The following is a 21,082-nucleotide window of genomic DNA, read 5'->3' as shown; positions in this document are numbered from 1 at the left end:
GCGCTAGTATAGGTTATTTGGGCGGGATAGGCGGCTTTTGGTAGGATAACAAGTTTTACTATTGGTTATTGGCCAGGATTTGAGGGGAATTGGCTAACATGGTGGAAATAAGGGATAGTCAGGTTGGCTAATGAGAGCCTGAGTAATGAATGGCCCAAATAGACAATAGTAAAATGGCTTATCAATAGGCGGCGCGCCGCTATTATCCTAACTGGCGAAGAAAAGCAGAAGGGAGGAAGGGGAGAAGGTGGATTTTCACGTGCTGCTATTATAGCGTCTCCCGATTCCCCTGTTGTCTGAATTCGCTAGGGTTTAGTCCGGTTTCTTTTTTGAACTGGTGGCTGAAGTAATGGATGTTGTTGTAATTCAATTTGTCCGCGATGACCTCAAGGGACTCCCTGCCGAGCAGAAGCTGCTTGGCTCTTTTGATTTTCTCCGAAATCATATAATGCTTAGGCGTTCTTCCTGTCTCCTCTTTGAACAGCTTCGTGAAATGAGTGGGGTGGTACCCGCAAAGAGAAGCAAGCTGCTCCACCGTCCACTCTTGCTCAGGGTAAGCACGCATACGCTCAAGAGCTGGTTCAATTCTGCTTAACATCGATGACGATTGATTGACAAGATGACGGACGAGAATCGAGATTAGCTCCATCAACTGGGCTCTTAGCATAAAAGGGTAGCCCGGCCTCTCCAATTGATATTCTTTGGCTATGCGCATCAATACTTGCTCCATCTCTGGAGCCTCGAACCAGTGAGGAATCGCGATAGTCCCATGAAGGGGAACCTCCAGTTCATAGACAGCCGTCTTTTGGGACAGATCCTCCATTGCGCATGCCTTAATCTGATAAGCGGGGTGGATCGGTTCAGGGGATTCATGAGTCCAATGAAAATGAACGCTATAAAAGCTTACTTCCGTTGATGTCGTTAAATGGTGCGGGGAGTCGGCTCCGTAGAACACGCATTGTCCAGGCAATACCCGGTAACGCTCTTGATTAATGAGCAGCTCGGCTTCCCCCTCGATTACATAGAAAAACTGGCAATCCGGGATCGTTCTCGGACCCCAGGATACATCAGCTCCCACAGCGTCACGCCTGGCAAAATTAATTACAGGAGACAGTGTGAGCATGGAGCCCAAATTCATGAAAGATCACTCCTAGAGCCAGCGAAATGGGAAAAGTGTAAAAGCCTCAGAGGTTCGTTTAAATACAGACCGGTTGCCAATTCGTATACTAAATATATCACTCAGAATGAATAGATATCAATGGAGAGGGGCATGGCACATGCTAAATGCAGCGCAGCTGGAGGAGTTTGAGCGGAACGGGTTTCTGAAGGGGGACGTCGTGCTTAGCGACAGCGAGGTTGAATTGTTGCGTGAAGAGCTGGATCTGGTTATGGAAGGCAAATCGGTGAGACCACCCGTGCTGAATCGTAATATGAAAGAAGAATCGGATTCCCCCTATGACGGGATGAAAATGGTCGCGAACGAGAAGGTCGTGCAGATCGTGAACATCTGGATGGCTAGCGACGCTTTTTTGCAGCATGCGCATAATCGTCATATCTGTGAAGAGATTGCCCAGCTATGTGAGACTGACACACTGCGCATCTGGCATGATCAGATTCAGTACAAACCGCCGATCACTGGCGGACCTACGGCTTGGCATCAGGATCATCCGCTATGGCCGATCATTCAGCCTGCAGATCTGGTGAGCGCATGGGTAGCGCTAGATGACGCAACCATAGAGAACGGCTGCATGTGGATGGTACCGGGAAGCCACAAGTGGGGGAACCAACAGAAGTACTTGTCGGCCGACGACAAGTTCATGCCGGTTCACAAGCAACCGAACCAGCTCCCCCCTGGTGCGGTGGTGCAGGCCGTGCCGTTCGAGATCAAGAAGGGGCAGGTCGGTTATCATCACTCCTTGACGTGGCACGGCAGCCCTCACAATCGTTCGGAGAAGAAGCGCCGAGCCATTGCGGTGCACTACATGCCAGGACATACCCGCTATGTGCCGGACAAACATCATCCGATGTTACAGTATGTTGATATTCAACCCGGTGAAATATTAGCGGGAGAACATTTCCCTCTTGTGTATCAACGCTGAGGATAGGGAACCCAAAAACCTCTGGAGTCTTTCAGTCTCCAGAGGTTTTTGGCAATCAGCTCCAACCCTAGAAAGCGTACGGAATCCCGTAATTGTCAGGCATAGTAATACCAAGCTCGGACGGAAGCCCGAATGGTCAACTGACCCGGTTGGATAGGGGTGGCGGCGCTTGCCAGTTGCTTGGCCTCTAAGTAGGGGATCGGTTCTGTCGTATGGGAAAGCTCCTGGACTCTATAAGGAACCGCGCCGATCGTTACCCCTAAGGTGGCTGCGATTGTAGCTGCTTTGTGCCGAGCGTTTCGGACAGCCTCAGCAAGGGCCAGGTTCTCGTAGAGTTCCGGCTTGGAAGTTGTGAACCGTATGCTGTTGATGACATTGGCTCCCTGGGACACGGCCGTGTCTACCAGAAGGCCGGTTTCTGCTACGCGATCGGTCGTAATCGTGAGGAGATGGGTGACCTTGTAACCACGGAATTGTTGCTTGCCTTCTACGTAATCGTACTGCATCTCGATTCGGTAATCGCTCGTCTGGATGTTCTCCCGAGGGATGTTCATGTTCAGCAGTGCTTGGATAACGTTTGTTATGATTGTTGTATTTTCGGTCTGGGCTTCTTGCAATTCGGGCTTTTCCGTCTCAGCCCCTAGCACGATTACAGCCCGATCGGCTGCGGCAGCAACCGTTCCTTCTCCCAGGACTTCAAGGGACATGGGTGCGCTTGGCGGAGCATAAGGAACCGTACGATACATCGGATAACCGCTCATTAATAAATCTCCTTTCGAAGCAGGACTATATCCTAATGTATGGGCGAATCGGTCCTGAAATACTTCCATGGCCAAAAGAGCTATTTCAAGCCGAACTAGCCGATGCCGAGACGAATAGCTCCATCCAGATGATCGAAGAGGGAATGGAAGAGGAGAGTTCAATGACGATAGAGCCATCCGCCAGCGCTTCCTGCGGAACGGCGTAGGCCGCCGAAATCCCGGTCAAGCTAGGGCTGGAAGGTGGAACAAAGTCGGAAAGGAAGCGGCAAACAACCCCGTTCACCCTGAGCGTTATGTCCGGCAAGCTCCCGGCAACCTTGCAGTCGTCCTCATCTATCCGAAGCAGCACATAGGCATGTTGATCTACTTCTGGCTTCTCTCCGATCTGTAATCGGACTAGCTGATACGACCTCGGTGCGAGAGAGAGCGGGAGAATCGCAGCCCGCGGCTGCCCCGGCGCATAAGTGTCTGTGTAAGTGACGATATGACGCCGGCACCGACCGCGCAGCGTATCCAACTCGCCTACCTGCCGCAGAAGCGTCGGATAATTGTGCAGATCGGCCATGGCCGTTTCGCAATCCATATAATTGAACAGATAGACCCGCTCCGCTCCGCGCTGCAAGTAAGTGGCGGCCATGCCGCTTGCGCTCTCCAGCGTATTCATCTGGCGCAGCTTGGAGCCGGGATACGGCCGGACCAAAATTTCCAGGCCGGCGGCCAGAATCACGTTGGTCCCGTCCAACAGCTGCTTCCACGTCTCGAGCGGAATATCCGTCTCGCACGATTCCCAGAAGGGGGTCGCTACCAACTGGTCAATGAGGCCGCACTTCGCCCAATGAATGGCGTCGAAGCCCATCTCGTAGGCTACTTCTGGACGTGTTGGAACCCGAACACCCAGCTTCAGCCTGCTACCGTCAGTACTTCGCCCCTTCTTGTCCAAAAGGTGGCGGACTTGAAGCATGAACCTGTTCAGATGCTGCCGGCCGGATTGTTCCTGACCGGGGCGGAAGTGGTAAGGGAACCGCATCCAATCGAGCTCCAACCCATCGATATCGTAGCGCTCGATCGCCTCTTCCACCAACCGAAGGTGATACTCACGCACTTCAGCGATTCCGTAATCGAATGCTTTATCGAACGAGGAAGTGAATCGGTGGGTAATTCGCCGGTACTCGGGGTTTTCTTTCCAGAATCGGCTGTGAAACGGACTCAGCTCGTTATCGACACAGTGTACATCATTCATGCGAATCGACACCCAAGGAGACAATTGCTGCTTGCGAGCTTCGTCCAGCCAGATACCGTATATGTCCATCCCGTCATGATGGATCTGCCAAGCGCGGTGAATCCATTCCTGCATATTGACGGCTTCGTTCTCGGGCAGCCCTTGAAATAGAAGCTGCCGGATGCCGTCCTGCGGATCATAGCCTTCCCAGATCGGCTCCCATACATGGCTATCGTAGCCAGTTTTCATCGCGTTGACGTTAATGATAAGCTCACGGACTTGAGTATTCGCATATTGCTGCACCCACTCCCGCAGCGTCTGTTCAACGACCTCTTGGCGTCGGCGGGAGGAGAAATAATGGTTGAAATCTTCGTTCAGACATATGCCGCCCATCTCTACAAAACCTCCTTGTTGTCTCAGCCTTTAATGGACCCGGTAAGAACGCCCTTCGAGAAGTGCTTCTGCAAGAACGGATACACGAATAGAATCGGTACGGTCGTAATGATAATGACGGCCGATTTGATGCTTTGCGCCGTCGGCTTGACGGTTAGATCGGTCAACACGGATGCGTTGATGTCAACGGTATCAAAAGAGAGGACGAGCTGCCTCATAATAGCCTGCACAGGCATTAAGTCCGGTTTGTTGAGATAGATCATGGCGTCGAACCAGGCATTCCAGTGCCCTACCGCATAGAACAAGCCGATCGTAGCATAGGTCGGCAAGCTAAGCGGAACTACAATAGATAGCAAAATACGCAAGGGCGATGCCCCGTCGATCGTAGCAGACTCCTCCAGGCTTTCCGGCAGCTGCATGAAGAAATTCCGCATAATAATCATGTACCAGGCGCTGACTAATCCGGGAATGACCATAGCCCAGAAGGTGTTCGTCAGATGCAGCCCTTTAACGAGCAAGTAGGAAGGGATAAGCCCTCCGTCGACGAGCATGGTGACAAAGATCAAAGCGATGATGAAGTTGCGTCCGGGCAAGCTGCGCCGGGACAAGCCGTAGGCTAATGTGGACGTGAACACAAGGTTCAACGTGGTACCTATGGCAACCCGCAGAATGGTGATCTGATAAGCCTGGTACAGCCGCGATCCGTCGCTCAGCAGCACTTTATAGGCAGTAAGGTCGAACTCTTCCGGGAACAGAATAAACGTACCTCTCCGGATAATTTCACTTTCGCTCACAAACGAGTTCGTCAGAACGACAAGAAACGGAAGGATGAATGTCAGCGATAGGACAACCAGAAACGTATAGTTAAACACTTGAAAGGCGATTTCACCCTTGGAGTTTTTAAGCATAGGCTTACCATATCCCGTCCTGTTTTAATTTTTTGGCGATATAATTCGTTCCGAGCAGCAGGACGCAGGCAATCAATGACTTGAACAAGCCTACGGCTGTGGCATAAGAGTAGTTCGACTCTACCAATCCTTTGCGGTACACGTAGGTGTCGATAATGTCGCTGACTTCGTACACAGGCGGCGAATAAAGCAGGAAAATTTGCTCGAAGCCCGCGTTCAGCAGCCCGCCGGAAGCAAAAATCAACATAATCACAATAATAAACATCATTCCGGGCAGCGTGATATGCCAAGCTTGCTTGAACTTGCCGGCTCCGTCCATTCGGGCGGCTTCGTACAATTGGGGATCGATACCGGCAATCGCCGCCAAATATATAATCGTCCCCCAGCCGACTTCCTTCCAAATCCCGCTAGACACTAGAATCGAACGGAAATAGTCCGTGCTGGCCAGCCAGTATATCGGTTCCATGCCAAGCTTGATCAGAAGTCCATTCACTATACCTCCGTCAAAAGCCATGATCGTGGTGACGAGACCGGTCATGACCATAATGGAAATAAAGTGAGGTAGATAGGACACGGTTTGCACGAACCGTTTGAATATCGTATTTCGGACTTCGTTAATGAGCAAGGCCAGAATAATCGGCGCAGGGAACCCAAATATCATCCTGGACAAACTGATCATCACGGTATTCCCAAGTACATCCCAGAAATAGTAGGAGTCGAAGAAGTTGCGAAAATGCTTCAAGCCGACCCACTCGGCTGTGAAGATCCCCCGGATGCCGTCAAATGGAGCGACATCTTTGAACGCTATTATAATCCCGTACAGCGGCACGTAATGAAAAATGAGGAAATACAGCAATCCGGGAAAGATGAGCACATAGTAAAGCCGGTTTTTTTTCATTAACGCTAGTTTGCCGTTGGATTTGCGGGGTCTACGTGTGGCCGGGTTGACGCCGGTCGTATGGGATGTAAGGCTCACGGATCATTCTCCTTTCCGGCGGATTTAACCGCCTGATCCAGAGCGATCAGGCGGCCGAATCCATTCGATGACTGATTATTTTGCGTTTTTTGCGAGATTGTATTGCTCGGTATAGGCGGCGATCCACTTGTCCAAGCCCGCTTTGTTCAGGTCCTGCAAGAATTTGTCGAAGTCGGACATCGGTCTTGCACCCATAATAAACTTGGTGATTTCTTCATCGATCATCCGGGTCAAATCTTGGCTTGTCGGTACTTTGTCGGCAATCACCTTAATGTCGTACTTGTAGGATACCGTGGAGTCGACGGCTTTTTTCACCCGGCTCGCGTCGGTCAAATATTTGCGGATGAAAGCGAATTGAGGGGCAAGCACAGGATCTTTTGTTTCGAATTGAACAGTGTAAGCGAACGTATTCCCAACTAGCAGTTCACCAACGTAATCCTTGTTGATCAGCTCGATCACGTGGTTTTTCTCATCCGCGTATTTCCAGTGTTTATCCTTGATGCCGTAGAAGGCGAGCAAGTAGTTCTCGATATCCGCATCGATCCAGTTCAGGTACTTGATGACGGCTTCTGGGTTTTTGGAATTTTTGCTAATGACGTATCCGCCTTGATCCACGTTGCCTGCGGTCGTCACAAGTCCCTTAGGTCCTTTTAGCTCGGCAGCTACCTCATATTTCGCGTTTGGATCGATTTGCTGGACCGTGCTCACTTGACCCGCCACAACCGAGTACCAAATTGCAGCGCTGCCGACGCGGTTTTGCTTGATCAGCTCGTTTTGACGATCGCGCGTTGCGGTCAAAGATTCTTTGTAGATGTACCCTTTTTGGTACCAGTCCGCCATTTTGGCAATAAAATCTTTGTAGCCTGGATTCAGTACAGGAGGCTTGAGCTTCCCATCTGTGTCGAGCCAGTTGCCGTAAGCGACGTCCATGAAGCCTGCAGCAAGCGAGTTGTTGAGTTCGGTCAAATTGCTAAGCAGCAATGGAATCGTCTGACCGCTGCCGGCCGGGTCTTTTTCTTTGAACGTCTTGAGCACGTTCTCCAACTCGTCGATTGTCTTAGGCTGTTGCAGGTTCACTTTCTGCAACCAGTCGGTTCGGATATACATTGTGCTTCCTGCGAGAGAAGGCAGGCGGGGGATGCCGTATATTTTGCCATCCGGCGTGGAGAGCGCTTGCCAGGATTCGCCCCATTCTTTCGGCCACAGCTTCTTGATGTTGGCGCCGCCTTTATCCAACAGGTCGTTCAGCGGCAACGCTGCGCCTTTCAACTGGTAGTTGGCGATAACTTTATCGGCGAGAAACACGTCGAGCTGTTCATTGGAAGCAAGAAGCACGTTCAGTTTATCGTTCTCAGAGCCTTTAGGCGGAATAATCGGAACTACATCGATCCCGCTCTTCTTGATAATTTCCTGGCGCACCAGTTCCAGATCTTCCGGCTTGCTCAGCTTGCTTTCGTTGAATACGCCGCTGTTCGCATACCAATAAATTTTCTCAACCTTCTTGGTCTCAGCAGTTGCAGTTGCAGTCGGCTTCGGTGTGCTGCTGTTGTCCGCTTTCTTTGTATCGCCGGACGAACAGGCTACCACCGTAGCGCTTAGGGAGCCGATTAAGGCAAGTGCTAGCATTTTTTTCATAAAAAAAGTAAACCTCCTTCGAATGATGTTTCTCTGGAATGTAAACGCTTTAAAATGATTCAGCCCTGGTACCGAGAGCCGTCATGACTAAAGGCTACTTCAGCATAGAGGAGGAATGACGGTGTGGAAATGCCTGCATCTTGATCTGACTGTTCCTGAACGCGACAAAGTCAAGAATGAGGCATCGGAACAAAAAAGAGCCATCGCGGACTGGCTCTCTCCTAACTCGTTTGCGAGTGATGGGGCTCCCCCGAAAGTAATCGAAATCATCATTGAAGGCATGCTTCACTTTTGAGGGAATATTTTGACATGTATTTTGCGGAACTCGCCTGGCGTCGTACCGGTAAACTCCTTGAACAGCTTGATGAAATAATTGACTTTCTGATAGCCCAGTTGGCCGCAAATGTCTTTGACGAGCATATCGGTTTCCAACAGCAGCTTCTTGCTGCGTTCCATGCGGATTCCCGTCAAATATTCAAGAAACGTCTGTCCCGTGCCTTCTTTGAAGATACGGCTTAAGTATGAGGGACTGAGGCTCAGTCGGTCGGCCAACTCAGTAAGCGAAATATTTTCCCCCCAATGCGCTTCCATAAATGCAATTGCTCCGCCGATGTGCTTGCGGCTTTTCTCCTGGAAAGCGTCGCCGATATAGCTGGTCATCGTCACGATCATGTCTTCGAACCAGGCGCTGATTTCCTCCAGATTGTTTTTCTGCATCAACACGGTGAACAGGCTGGTCTTGCTGCACATGACCTGCTGCAGATCCAACCGCAGGATGTTAGCCGTGTCGCAGAAGCTGATCAGCAGTTGGACGAATGCCTGATGCAGATGGCGGTAAGGCAGCCTCCCGTCATGGGAAATCTCTTTCATAATTTCTGCGAACACCCGCCGAGCTTCACCGGCGTCGCCGTTCTTTATATAATGATTCAATGCTGTTTCCTTGTCCTTTGGGTAAGTGAAGGTGGGTTCATTCTCCAACCGGACGTCGTCTATGTATATAATTTCGCAAGCTCCCGTCATACTGCGGAAGCTGAGTGCTTCTTCGGCTTCTTCATACCCTCGCTTCAGCTCGGTCATATCCGCGCAGTATTTGCCGATCCCGATCGTACAGCTCAAGTCCAAGCTTTCTTTGACCTCGGCCACGAGCTGTTCCGACAAGGACCACAGATGCAGAAAGTGGTCTTCCAGGCAATTGAGAATCACCGTATATTTGTTGTCGGAGAGCTCCACGACGACCGTTTTGTACGACTGACGGAAACGAAGGGTCAGCAGCTCCATCATGACCGTCTTGTTGCGATTCTGCAGGGTTAAATCAAAGGCAGTATGCACATGCGGCTCGGTCAGCACTTGAAGCACCATCAAATCCTCTATATCTAGATCGACCTCAAGCGCTTTCAGCCGGTTTTGGATCTCCTCATTGCTGAATGGCTGATCGTGCAGGAGAGAGCGGACGAATTTCTCAAGAAAGACTGGCAAGCTTTCCTTCAACCGGACTTGCAGCGATTTCCGGTCTTCGAACGCTTCTATCAAGCTGTTGCGGATCATCTTGATTTCACCCAGAGGGGAGCGCCCCTTTTCCGGGTTCAAATTCGGTTCGGCGTTAGTCATAATATACTGGATCAGATTGAAGATCGGGTTATACATGCTGCGGCAAGTGAAATACGACAACAGGATGGTCGCAACTGTTAACAGGAAGGCGATCGTGAGAAAAAGTCCCTTCATGTTCTGAACACTGGAATAGACGACATCCATGTCGCTCACGCTGACGAAATTCCAGTTCAACACGGTTGATTTCATATGAGCGATCAGTAACCGGTTATTCGGGGAGTCGACCTCGTACCAAGGCGCTTGCAGTGTGATACTGTTCCGGGCCTCAGTTTCTTTCAACACGTTCTGAGGTGTCGAATCGGCCGTATCTTTCAGGAGGAGCTGATTGTTCTTGGAAAAGACATAAAATGTGTTTTGTACGTTGTTGCCCATTTTTTTCAAAATATTCGTGTACATGAGCTCCGCATTTAAGTTGATGACCACATAATTGTCCAGATCGATGGATTTGTAGACCAGGGGGATGACCGGCTTGGTGCTGCCGTCTTTTTGCCGGGCCATGCGCAGATCCATGATGATCGGATACGTGAACGACTCTTTGGACAGGCCTACATTCCAATCCTTATCATAAAAGCGGCTGGTCGTATAGTCCAGATCCCCAGATGTCAGCACAAGTTCCTTGGATTGATCAACCAAATAGACGGAGTAAATGAATTCATTCGATTTTTTCAAATTGTCCAGACTGTAGGAAACTTTGGCTTTGCTGACCAAATACCGCTGCATGTTCGGCAAGTCTTCCGGATTGTATGCACCGTCAAGCTTCTCATAATAGACGCCCCTTACAAATGTGGTGAAGTCGCGATACGAGGTGTCTGTGATGAACTGGCGGAACACATTGCTGATCTGATTGATGACAAGCTCGGTAGCGTTGACGGTCTGTTTCAAAGAGCTTTCATTCGCTGCTTGCAGCTCGGATTTCATCGTTGATTTGGTATTTTGATAAAACAGGGAACAGACGAGCCAGATCGGAACAAGGGATACAAGAAGGGTATAGGTGACGAGGCGAATGTAGAAATGACGGGTTTTGGTTCTGTTGAGCAGGCGGGTAATCATCGAAAACACCCCTTCTTCGAAAAAGAAGTACATGAAAGCGCATTCATCTATTCTAATCTATATGATGGTATGAGCACTGTATACATATTATAGAAGGTTTGATTCGATTTGAACATAGCATAGGGAGGCGGCCGCTTGAAGCTTGGCAATGGGGAGAACGAACTGCGAACCCCTTTAGTAGGGGGGAGTTACACCAGGATTGTAAGAGGATAATTGGTTATTGTGAGACACAAATTTAGAAGTGTCAGATGAAATGTGTTTTTGTATGATATAATTGGATATTTCTTCAGGAATAGTGATCTGATATCTGGTTCGAATTTCACTTTCTGATTTTACAACATGTTCCACAGCTACCACCCTCCGTCTTTCTCATTATATCGATGATTACATTCGCAAGGAACGAACGGAATGGTAATATCTAATTTTTTCAGAGGCATCAAGAAAATCGCTCTCGATACCAATTTGTTTATTTATGTGTTTGAGCAGCATCCCGAATTTGGTGAGAAGGCTAAGGCCATTTTGGAGCAAATTGAAGATGGAGCAGTAGAAGCTATCGCCTCTTCCGTTTCTTTGACCGAAATTCTGGTTAAACCTATCTGTGAAGGGAATTTGGCTTTGGAGAAGCAGTACAAGTTGCTTTTTTCTCACTTCCCCAACCTTGCCATCCTACCGATTGATACCGTGGTAGAAGAGCGAGCAGCCTATCTAACAAGTAAGTACAATATGAAAACACCGGATGCCCTTATAGTCGCTACGGCAATTGTTGCCCAAGCAGACCTTTTTATTACGAATGATCTTCGGCTTGAAGCGATTCAGGAGATGAAATGCGTTTCGTTGGAGCAGATATAGGAACTGAACTACTTCAATTCAGTTAATCTGACGGTTTCTCTCCGACCAGAAAGGCTCTCTGAGCTTAGCTTTGTTCAACTTTCCAACGGACGTGCGGGGCATGGATTCGAGAACCAGCAGTCGAGTTGGTATTTTGTATGCAGCCAGATGGTCGGCACAAAATTGTTGAAGCTCCTCTAAAGTCAAGTCAGCCCCCGAGTTAAGAGTGACCACAGCGGTTACTTCTTCGCCTTCATCGGACAAGGGGGTTCCTATTACAGCCGCTTCCAGAATCGAAGGATGGCTGGTGAGCACCTCTTCAACTTCCGATCCGTACACATTTGCACCGTTGACAATAATAATGTCTTTTTTTCGATCCATCAGGAACAAATAACCATCCTCATCGAATCTCCCAATATCGCCTGTGTACAGCCAACCATCTCTTAGTGCTTTCTTCGTTTCATCGGGATTGTTCCAATAGCCAAGCATGGTTTGCGGCCCCTGACACACAACTTCACCAGTTGCTCCTTGAGCCACGTCATTTCCAGAATCATCGACTATGCGCACGCGAAATACTTGCTGTCCCCATTGAACCATATTCGCAGGATTGCCAACGGAGGAGAGGCGATTTAATTTTCCTTCTCTAATGATCTGATTAATGGATGCAAAACTAATGAAATTACCGCTTTCGGTCTGGGAGTACACCTGGACAATATTTGCTTTCGGGAATACATCTAACGTCTGATCAAGAGTCTTTAAGCTTATTGGAGCTCCGCCGCAGCCTATAGCCCTGACGGATTGCAGGTTTCTTTCCTTTATGTTAGGCAGATTCACGATATCTCTCAGAAGAAGACCTACCGTGCCTAAGTGAGTTAATTGCTCGCGCTCGATGAGCGACACTATTTCTTCAGGAGATACCGGATAGGAGTCGAGGAAAAGGAGACAGCTGCCGTCCACTAGTGATTGCCAAAGTGCATACTGGCCAGTGAGATGAGCGAGATTAAAGACAAGCGATTTCTTGTTAGGAGCATGACCTACGCCGGCTGTCGGATTCATCTGCGCCCAACTCCGGATACTTCGATGGGAGTGCATTACACCTTTGGAGCGCCCTGTAGTGCCTCCTGTATAAATGATGATTGCCGGATCGTCTAGATCTGCTTCATAGGTGATTGTTAGGGGCTGCATTTGAGAAATGAAGTTTTGGATAGAAGGGGTGGTAGTATTATTGGCTAGGGAGGGAATAAGTAAAATTTTTTCATTATTTAATGAGGCCGTGATGTCCACAATAGTCCGATGCTTCTCATCATAAATAATAGCAGCAGGGGCAGCATCCTCTAGAATACTGCGGATTTCCGCAGGGGCCAGACTTGGGAATATAGCGACTGGGATAGCGCCAATGGACACGGCTGCGTACTCAGCAATGGCTAGATTAGGGGAAGGATTTCCTAGTATAGCTACTCGTTCTCCTGGTTTGATATGGAGCTGTTGGTACCCGTGAGCGACACTTTGAACTTGTGCTAATAATTCAGCATAGGTTACTGCTTGCTCCCGGTTCTTTAATGCGAGCTTATCTGGGTGCAGACGTGCAACCTCCGGTAAAATTCGTGAAAGTAACATGGGACTCCCTCCATCTCATTCAATTAAATAACCGACAAAATTCATACGCTTACTTGGTAATTAAACCGTAACACGGATGGTAACAACTGACAAATTGGATTTGTTTATTGAGAAGTTGTTTTTTCGTTATAAATGGTCTAAGGAGGCTTATATCTAGTTCTTTTACCATATTGTTACATTAAAGGGCGAGTGTTAAGATGAAGAAAATCTTTCAAGGAGGATGACGATGTCGAACTTACAGGCTAATAATCAAAGAGAAGAGATTATTAACGGTTCGTATGATCGCCCTGCTGGTGTAAGCGTAATAGCAGTCCTGCTGGCGATTAGCGGGGCCATGCTGCTAATTACACAACTAGTCGCTTTTAACCGGTTAAATGAAACATCGTCAGTCTTGGGTATTCCGGCAGCAATACTTCAAGGGGCTATTGGTTTTTTGGGCTTGCTTGGTGTTGCAGGAGCGGTTGGGATGTGGCTAGGTAAAAGATGGGGATGGTGGTTGGCTTTATTCTATTTTGCTTATGCCATAACCCGTAATGTCAATGTGCTCATATCGATACGGGGCATATTAGAACAGTTTGGTGTACCTGCGAGTGATCAGGGAGTAAACTATGCGAAGTATGGGATAAGGGTGCTGTGGAATGCTCTCTTGATGGTTTATTTATGTGGTGAGACGGCAGTAACATATTTCTTCGGGATGAAGAATGTGAACAAATGGAAGGCAGTGCTTCTAGTATTTGCTGTTTGTATTGGCATTTTCCTAATTACCACGCTAGTAGCTGCTTGAAGTTGGATCAGGGAAAAGGCCGAGGCCGAGGCGCCGTACGGCTAGCTGCAAAGCGGATTTTCCGCTTTAGAGAGCCCGGCGCGGCCGCCCCGCCAGCCGCAAAGCGGAATTTCCGCTTTGGAGAAGCCCGGCGCACCCGCCCCGCTAGCTGCAAAGCGGATAGTCCGCTTTGGAGAAGCCCGGTGCACCCGCCCCGCCAGTCGCAAAGCGGAATTTCCGCTTTGGAGTGCCCGGCGCGGCCGCCCCGCCAGCCGCAAAGCGGAATTTCCGCTTTAGAGGCTCCCTGTGCACCCGCCCCGCCAGCCGCAAAGCGGAATTTCCGCTTTAGAGTGCCCGGCGCACCCGCCCCGCCAGCCGCAAAGCGGATTTTCCGCTTTGGAGAAGCCCGGCGCACCCGCCCCGCTCGCTTTCCGCCCTATATCCCCATAGCTCGCAAAGCCTCAGCGAACTTGACTACCCCGGGAACAATATCCTCTTCCTTCGGACGAGCATAGGAGAGTCGAACATAACCAGGCTCCGAGCCGTACACACTTCCCGGCACGAACAATACACCCCGCTTGATCCCTTCCTCCAGCAGCTTATAATCATTCACAGGTTTGTTTAATTTGCACCAGAGATGGAGTCCGCCTTCGGGAATCTCGAACGATATCACGTCAGCCAATTCCTCATACAGCGACTTCACCATAAGTTCACATCTTCTGGCGAGCGCTTCACGCAAGCTGCGAAGCTGGTTCTCGAATTGATCCGACGCCAAGTAGTGAGCGGCCATCCATTGAGGCACAATGCTCAGGCCGAAGTCCATTTGCTGCCTCGCGTCTGCCAAACGATTCACAACAGTCTGGGGAGCAATCATCCAACCAATCCTTAAGCCGGATGCTGCGATTTTGGATAAAGAGCCGATGTAGAGCACGTTACCGTTAGTATCATAAGATTTCATAGGCAGCGGCGGACAATTATAGAATGAAGTTAAGCTGAATGGGTCATCCTCTACAATAGGGATACCCAGCTCTTCTGACAAATGAAGCAACTGCTCGCGGCGAGCAGGATCGAGCACGATTCCAGTAGGATTCTGATAATGCGGATTGAGAAAAATCATACGTATTCTATGCTGCCTATATAATTCTTGAATATCTTCCGGGCGCACTCCTTTATCATCAACGGGTAATCGGAACAAGCGAAGACCTGCTGATTGGAACATCGGCAAGGAGTAACAGTAGGAAGGATCCTCGATGGCCACGGCATCCCCTGGACTAAGCAGACATTGGGTAATCAGATATAAGGACTGCTGTGAGCCTGAAGTAATCAGAATAGAGGAATCCGTAGCCCGAATATTACGGTAGTTCAATAAATGTGAGACTAAAGCTTCCCTCAGGGGCACATATCCTTGCGGATTTACATAGCCAAGCTGTTCATGGAACGGATGCTCTTGTAAAAGCTGTCTGAAATCTTCGTTCGGGCACAGTTCAGGGGATAACTCACCGCTGGCGAAATCTATAATTGGGGTATTCCTATTGTGAGCCTCTTCTCGAATACGCCGCAGAAAGGGCAAGTTCGGCAGGAAAGTGCCGCCCTCCGCATATTGCTTCCAGTTCGGAGTGTGCTTTGGACTAACTCCCCATTTGTACAGACTGACCCGCGTACCGCTTCCGGTCTGGCCCTCAATTAATCCGTGGGCGCGAAGTTGTTCGTAAGCTTGTACGATTGTGCTTCGATTGACACCTAATTGGATGGCGAATCTTCTTTCGGAGGGGAGCAAGCTTCCAGGCGGAAATTCTCCATAGGCTATTCGGCGTTCAATATGATCGGCAATTTGAAGATAGAGCGGTGTGCTGCTCGAACGATCCGGTGTCCACATTCCTGTACCTCACTCGCGATTAGTATTAAGTATCATTATTACTTAGGTAGATGTTGTCTATGGAAGTAAAAGGATGCAGATTATCTAGCGAAACAGCGTGAGAGGTAACTGCAAAACCTGCAGTTAATATCTCTCAAACGCAGCATATTTGAATTATAACTGTAAAACCTGCAGTTAATAATTAGACTTTTACCGAGATGAGCCGGATATCATAAAATTAACGGTAGGAAATGCAGTTAATATGGTATAAGGCCCTGATCCCAGAATAATAACTGCAGCTTTTGCAGTTAAAATAAAGTGCGAACACGAACACACACTTTTTCAAGCAAGGTGAGCACATGAGTTTTATGGAGTAATACCTAGAAGTATTAAGTATCATAAGTATAATAAATTGGATGGTCATATTAGTATCCATTTGGATGGTTTGTTTTATGAGCATTTCTTTTATGATAAGGGTAAGAACTAAGAAACATAGAAAGAGGGGGCTCAAACTCATGTTAATTCCAACTATTATTATTGTAGTCATAGTGCTCGGAAGCCTTGTGGGCACACTGCTGATCGGCTTCTCCAAAGAAAATGCAAGAACCAACACGGGCTATTCCGCCAGAACGAGCGGCAACTGGGCTAGATTAAGTGCCTTGTATGTTCTATCCGCCATTGTACTGATCATTATCTTTGTCATCGTAGTAAAGTATATCCTATAGCAGACAGGGGGACAACGTAGTGAAACCTTCCCATTTACGAATAGCGGTTGTTCAAGCAGCGCCCGTATTGTTCGATAAAAGTTCCTCCTTCGGCAAAATAGCCAATTTGACTAGGGAAGCGGCAGCAAATGGCGCAAAAGTAGTGGTATTTCCTGAAACTTTCGTGCCGGGCTATCCAAGGGGACTTTCTTTTGGAACGCGAGTAGGCAGCCGTGCGCCCAAAGGGCGGTTAGATTGGGCAAGATACTGGGAGAATGCGATCGATATTCCTGGAGAAGACACGGATACCCTGTGTGAAATTGCTAGAGAGAATGAAGTGTATCTGATCATTGGGGTTGTTGAACGGGATCAGGAAACTAGCGGTTCCACTCTATATAATTCCATCCTCTATCTTGGACCAGAAGGCGGCGTTCTTGGCAAGCACCGCAAGCTGATGCCGACAGGCTCTGAGCGTCTTCTGTGGGGACAAGGGGATGGAAGTACGCTAACCGTCATTGATACTCCTTTTGGAAGAATAGGCGGTCTTATTTGTTGGGAAAATTATATGCCGCTTGCCAGAACGGCTATGTATGCCAAGGGGATCGATATCCTGATCACTCCGACAGCAGACGATCGGGATACGTGGCAGGCAACCTTGCAGCATATTGCTTGTGAAGGCCGATGCTTCGTGGTCTCTTGCAACCAATTCGTTACAAAAGATACTTACCCGGAGGATATAGCCTCTTACACGGACATAGCGGATGATCCTGATATTATGTGCAGAGGCGGCAGTGCCGTCGTCGGCCCGCTCGGACAATACATTACCCAACCTTACTATGGTAAAGAAGGAGTACTGGTGGCTGATCTGGATCTATCCCTTATTGCTCAAAGCCGTTATGATTTCGACGTTGTCGGGCATTACAGCCGTCCTGATGTGTTTCAATTAAGCGTACAGGAAGCTAAGCAGCAAGGTGTGCTTTTTGCGAAGTGAGGATCTATCATTGAAGAATCGCCCCACTTTTGTGGAAGATCGACCAAGAATAATGCGCGTTCTTTCTTTATAATAGGAGTGACCTTACAGGCAGATCCCTGGGAACTCCATGACTGATCACTGCGGAATGGTTTATAATGATCCTAACAGGTGCGTGAGCGAACGGAACGGATTCCCTTTTGCTGCACGCGCTTGCCATTCCATCAGGATGTAGGTGAAGTGATTGGTTCCGATTATATCCAAATTTCTGAATTTGAAGCTGCGTACGAAATTCCTCCTATCCTTTACCGTGATCATCTTGTTAACCGTAGTAATGATTAGTTCGGTTAATTATTATGTTTCTGTAAGCGCAATCAAACGAAATACAGCCAACTTCTCCGAATATTTAATTGAACAAATAGGCATAAACCTGGAGAAAAGCACCCGAGATATCGAGGATCATGTCTTCCAGACCTTCCGTAATTCCACGCTCAATTCTACACTCAGTATTCCCGCAAATAGCAGTGAAGGCGATTTGTTCAGCAAAGAAAGAGCGGTTAGCCAATTTATGGCCGATCTGCTGTTTTCCAAAGACTATTTTTTATCCGTAATGGTGATTGACGCCGAGAATAATAAGTACGGGTTCGAGCGCAGTGCGACCCAGAATTATAATCAGAACTTGAAAAATGTGGACATGGAGATTATCAAAGATAAGCGCGGCCGCGCCTCCTGGGTCCCAGCGACTAATAACGTTATTTTTATGGAAAAAGCAGTGTATGACGTCGCCTCCAATCGCTATGTAGGCATCATTATTGTCGGTGTAGACAACAAGATGATCAGCAGCATCTACACGAATGTAGACGAACTGACGAAGGGCAACATTGTGATCTTGAACGAGGAGCTCGAGCCGCTGTTATTCAACAAGCTCGTGTCCAAACCGTCCCGTTATTTCATGGAAAACAAGATGTACGATAATCCGACGCTGAATCAAGGCTTTCAGTTCGAAGGGCAGTCTTACCTTTCTACCATAATCACGACTCCTTATGATAAGTGGAGGGTTGTCCAGGTCATCGCCGTTAATGAATTGACGCAAGGCACGGATGCCATCAAGCTGTGGACGATTAGTACGATTCTGGTCTCTTTGTTTATTGCTTTCATTCTGGCCGTAATCATATCCAAAAACATTACTGGGAACGTACGGCTGCTGCTTCAGAGCATGACCAATTTCTCGGTGGATTTCACCCATAAGGTTATTGTACCCACAAGCAGAGATGAGGTTGGGTTGCTTGCGGAGAAATTCAACTCAATGGCAGAGAAGATTGGAGAGCTAATCAATACAATCTATAAAGAGAAGCTGCTCAAGCAAAAAGCCGAGTACCGCACGCTGCAATTCGAATATAAAGCGCTGCAAGCCCAGATCAACCCTCATTTTCTATACAATACGCTAGAGTCGATTCATAGTCTGGCCAAACTGCGAGGCGATGATCAAATCAGCGAAATGATCTACCTTTTGGGCAAGCTGCTCCGCGAGAGCATAAGCAAGAAGGGAGACATTATTGATCTTCAGGAGGAAGTAGAGTTTATAAGGAACTATTTGTCCATTCATAAAATCATCTATGGTCCCAAAATAGAAGTGAATTACCATTTCGACGACAGCTTGATGTCCTTCAAGGTCCCCAAATTCATCCTCCAGCCGCTTGTGGAGAATTCGATCAAACACGGAATCGAGGAGAAGCCGGGCAAAGGCATTGTCACGATCGGTTGTTGGGAGAAAAATGACGATCTCTATCTCGAAGTGTCCGACAATGGGGTAGGCATAGACGAAGAAACGAAGAAGCATTTGCTTAACCCTCTAGAGGATTCGAAACAGAAGCAGAAGCAAAAGGATAAACACACGAACGTCGGAATCATCAGCGTCCACAAACGGATTCAGATACTGTACGGAGAAGAATACGGATTAAGCATCATGAGCGAAATTAATCAGGGGACGTCGATTCGAATTCGTCTGCCGATCATAACTGAGGAGGGCTCCGAATGAAATACAAAGTGGTGGTGATTGATGACAAACCATTTATCCGACAAGCCATTGTGCAGACTATCGCCTGGGATAAGCTAGGCTGCGTAGTGGTCGGGCAGGCGGAGGACGGCATCGAAGGGAAGCGTATGATTCTGGAGCAGCAGCCGGACATTCTTGTGACCGATATCAAGATGCCGGGGCTCAGCGGGCTCGATCTAGCCGAGATAATGAGCGCGGAATTTCCCATGTCCAAGACGATCCTGGTTACCGGTTATCAGGATTTTGAATATGCAAAGCGGGCCGTCCGCCTGGGTGTGTATGATTTCATTGTCAAGCCCATTAATAACGAGGAGCTTAGTAAGGTAATAGCGAGCGCCGTGGCGGAGCTCGACAACAGGCGCGTGCAGAATGAGAATACGGCCAAGATTGCCACCGCTTTCGTCGAGCTTGAGAAGCAACGTACCAGCTCCATTCCGACGCTTAGAAGCAAGCTGATCAGCGATCTAATCGCAGGAACGGACAACGTGCAGGAGCAAGCCAAACACCTTGAGATCCTTTTCAGCCGGTATGTGCTGCTTGTTGTGCGCACCAAAGAGAAATCTGCCGGCACCGGAATGAACGCAGCCAAGCTTAGGCAGCAGCTCCAGCTTCGTCTTTCCGAACAGGCGCATGAATTAACGGCCAAGCGAGAATTCGATCTGATTGAATTGATGCATAATGATGATCTTGTTTTTGTGTGCTTATTCCCAAAGGTACTCCCGCAGCGGGAGATCAAGATGAAGCTGCAGAGCTTCTGCAGCGAGTTCATCGAGGAAGTCAAATCCCGAGATCATGTATCCTGCTATATCGCGGTCAGCTCCGTATACAAGTCGCTTCTCGAGCTTCCGGAGGCTTCGCTTGAAGCGTCGCAAATTATGGATTCAAGCTTTTTTCGAGCGGAGGAACATGTGCTGTTCCCCGATCATGGCCAGCAGGTGAAGGAATTGGGGAAGTTCTCGATCATACAGGATCTGGAACAATTTAACCAAATGCTGGAGAACAAGTCGAGTGAAGAGATGATCGAACATCTGGAGCGGTTTCTCAAACAAATTACCGCCTACAGTGAAGGAAATATACTTGTCGTGAAAGGCTTGCTGTCAGAAGTATGTCTTGTGGCAGCCCGTTACTATTTCCGTGTAACCGGCGACGAGTTCGGTCTTGGTAAAAGCATTGATCAAATACTGGAGGAGGTATACAGGCTGTCGAGTATGAAGGAGGCTTCATCTTATCTGGCATCATTCATTGGGCATATCAAAAAGAAGCTGGAAGGAGAAGACAAGGTGTACTCCCTCGTGGTGAAGAAGGTCATTGATCACATCAACAGCCATATTGCGGACAATATAAATTTGACCTCAACCGCTGATCATTTCGGTCTGAGCCCGAGCTACCTGAGCCGGCTGCTGCGAACGGAAACCGGAATAAATTTCGTAGATCTCGTGTCTAAGGCCCGAATCGAAGCTGCCAAGCGTCTGCTTATGGATCCGAAGAATAAGGTCAATGAAGTTGGTGAGATGGTCGGTTACAAAGAGTATGCCTACTTCTATCAGGTATTCAAAAGAATTGAGGGCCAATCACCCAAGGAGTATAAGAACAGAAGTAAAGAAACCTAATAAAAGGGTAAAAATGTCGTATGGTAACCG

The 21,082-nt window shown here is 48.5% G+C and carries 18 protein-coding genes; 8 read left to right on the top strand and 10 right to left on the bottom strand.

Going from position 1 to position 21,082, the window contains the following annotated elements; genetic code table 11:
• Window positions 1–268: 268 nt before the first annotated feature.
• Window positions 269–1,138, bottom strand: coding sequence for a helix-turn-helix domain-containing protein (locus AC58QD_RS08825; protein WP_497332144.1), 870 nt, complete (start codon window positions 1,136–1,138; stop codon window positions 269–271).
• A 139-nt stretch (window positions 1,139–1,277) separates the two neighbouring features.
• Between AC58QD_RS08825 and AC58QD_RS08820 the strand changes: the two genes are divergently transcribed.
• A complete protein-coding gene (locus tag AC58QD_RS08820; RefSeq protein ID WP_497332142.1) occupies window positions 1,278–2,099 on the top strand; it encodes a phytanoyl-CoA dioxygenase family protein in 822 nt (273 codons plus the stop codon).
• Between the two features lie 95 nt (window positions 2,100–2,194).
• Here the strand turns inward: AC58QD_RS08820 and AC58QD_RS08815 are convergent, their stop codons facing one another.
• The 5 genes from AC58QD_RS08815 to AC58QD_RS08795 all read right to left on the bottom strand — a co-directional run bounded on the left by AC58QD_RS08815 (window position 2,195) and on the right by AC58QD_RS08795 (window position 7,991).
• The gene (locus AC58QD_RS08815) at window positions 2,195–2,860 is read right to left on the bottom strand and encodes an SIMPL domain-containing protein (protein ID WP_497332140.1); all 666 of its coding nucleotides are present in this window, start codon (window positions 2,858–2,860) and stop codon (window positions 2,195–2,197) included.
• Window positions 2,861–2,945: 85 nt separating this feature from the next.
• On the bottom strand, window positions 2,946–4,472 hold the full coding sequence (locus AC58QD_RS08810) for a glycoside hydrolase family protein (protein ID WP_497332138.1): 1,527 nt from the start codon (window positions 4,470–4,472) through the stop codon (window positions 2,946–2,948).
• A gap of 23 nt (window positions 4,473–4,495) precedes the next feature.
• Window positions 4,496–5,380: a carbohydrate ABC transporter permease gene (locus AC58QD_RS08805; protein WP_497332136.1), complete on the bottom strand. Its 885-nt coding sequence runs from the start codon at window positions 5,378–5,380 to the stop codon at window positions 4,496–4,498.
• A 4-nt stretch (window positions 5,381–5,384) separates the two neighbouring features.
• Entirely contained in the window at window positions 5,385–6,356 is a 972-nt protein-coding gene (locus tag AC58QD_RS08800) for an ABC transporter permease (protein WP_497332134.1), read from the bottom strand.
• 75 nt (window positions 6,357–6,431) lie between these two features.
• On the bottom strand, window positions 6,432–7,991 hold the full coding sequence (locus AC58QD_RS08795; protein ID WP_497332132.1) for an extracellular solute-binding protein: 1,560 nt from the start codon (window positions 7,989–7,991) through the stop codon (window positions 6,432–6,434).
• Between the two features lie 115 nt (window positions 7,992–8,106).
• Here AC58QD_RS08795 and AC58QD_RS08790 point away from each other — a divergent pair, with 115 nt between their 5' ends.
• A complete protein-coding gene (locus AC58QD_RS08790) occupies window positions 8,107–8,286 on the top strand; it encodes a hypothetical protein (RefSeq protein WP_497332130.1) in 180 nt (59 codons plus the stop codon).
• Here the strand turns inward: AC58QD_RS08790 and AC58QD_RS08785 are convergent.
• Complete coding sequence (locus tag AC58QD_RS08785; RefSeq protein WP_497332128.1) at window positions 8,277–10,649, bottom strand: helix-turn-helix domain-containing protein; 2,373 nt, start codon at window positions 10,647–10,649, stop codon at window positions 8,277–8,279. The genes AC58QD_RS08790 and AC58QD_RS08785 overlap by 10 nt on opposite strands.
• A gap of 408 nt (window positions 10,650–11,057) precedes the next feature.
• Here AC58QD_RS08785 and AC58QD_RS08780 point away from each other — a divergent pair, with 408 nt between their 5' ends.
• Window positions 11,058–11,498, top strand: coding sequence for a type II toxin-antitoxin system VapC family toxin (locus AC58QD_RS08780; protein WP_497332126.1), 441 nt, complete (start codon window positions 11,058–11,060; stop codon window positions 11,496–11,498).
• A gap of 18 nt (window positions 11,499–11,516) precedes the next feature.
• On the opposite strand, the gene AC58QD_RS08775 is transcribed toward AC58QD_RS08780, so the two are convergent.
• Window positions 11,517–13,094, bottom strand: coding sequence for a class I adenylate-forming enzyme family protein (locus tag AC58QD_RS08775; RefSeq protein ID WP_497332124.1), 1,578 nt, complete (start codon window positions 13,092–13,094; stop codon window positions 11,517–11,519).
• 226 nt (window positions 13,095–13,320) lie between these two features.
• Here AC58QD_RS08775 and AC58QD_RS08770 point away from each other — a divergent pair, with 226 nt between their 5' ends.
• A complete protein-coding gene (locus AC58QD_RS08770) occupies window positions 13,321–13,878 on the top strand; it encodes a hypothetical protein (protein WP_497332122.1) in 558 nt (185 codons plus the stop codon).
• A gap of 144 nt (window positions 13,879–14,022) precedes the next feature.
• Here AC58QD_RS08770 and AC58QD_RS08765 read toward each other — a convergent pair whose 3' ends face one another.
• Both AC58QD_RS08765 and pdxR read right to left on the bottom strand, forming a co-directional pair.
• Window positions 14,023–14,169, bottom strand: coding sequence for a hypothetical protein (locus tag AC58QD_RS08765; RefSeq protein WP_497332120.1), 147 nt, complete (start codon window positions 14,167–14,169; stop codon window positions 14,023–14,025).
• 124 nt (window positions 14,170–14,293) lie between these two features.
• Window positions 14,294–15,733 carry a MocR-like pyridoxine biosynthesis transcription factor PdxR gene (pdxR, locus tag AC58QD_RS08760; RefSeq protein WP_497332118.1) on the bottom strand — a complete coding sequence of 480 codons (1,440 nt, stop codon included), beginning with the start codon at window positions 15,731–15,733 and terminating at the stop codon, window positions 14,294–14,296.
• A gap of 494 nt (window positions 15,734–16,227) precedes the next feature.
• Between pdxR and AC58QD_RS08755 the strand changes: the two genes are divergently transcribed.
• From AC58QD_RS08755 to AC58QD_RS08740, 4 genes are all read left to right on the top strand, one after another.
• Window positions 16,228–16,437, top strand: coding sequence for a hypothetical protein (locus AC58QD_RS08755; RefSeq protein WP_497332116.1), 210 nt, complete (start codon window positions 16,228–16,230; stop codon window positions 16,435–16,437).
• Between the two features lie 19 nt (window positions 16,438–16,456).
• Entirely contained in the window at window positions 16,457–17,407 is a 951-nt protein-coding gene (locus AC58QD_RS08750; RefSeq protein WP_497332114.1) for a carbon-nitrogen hydrolase family protein, read from the top strand.
• Window positions 17,408–17,630: 223 nt separating this feature from the next.
• A complete protein-coding gene (locus AC58QD_RS08745; protein WP_497332112.1) occupies window positions 17,631–19,424 on the top strand; it encodes a sensor histidine kinase in 1,794 nt (597 codons plus the stop codon).
• The gene (locus AC58QD_RS08740; protein ID WP_497332110.1) at window positions 19,421–21,052 is read left to right on the top strand and encodes a response regulator transcription factor; all 1,632 of its coding nucleotides are present in this window, start codon (window positions 19,421–19,423) and stop codon (window positions 21,050–21,052) included. Before AC58QD_RS08745 ends, AC58QD_RS08740 begins: the two co-directional genes overlap by 4 nt.
• The last annotated feature ends 30 nt before the right edge of the window (window positions 21,053–21,082 follow it).

The organism is Paenibacillus sp. J2R1T-4 (assembly GCF_059692235.1).
The sequence above is the reverse complement of the archived record's forward strand: the minus strand, read 5'-3'. Positions and strand labels throughout refer to the sequence as shown.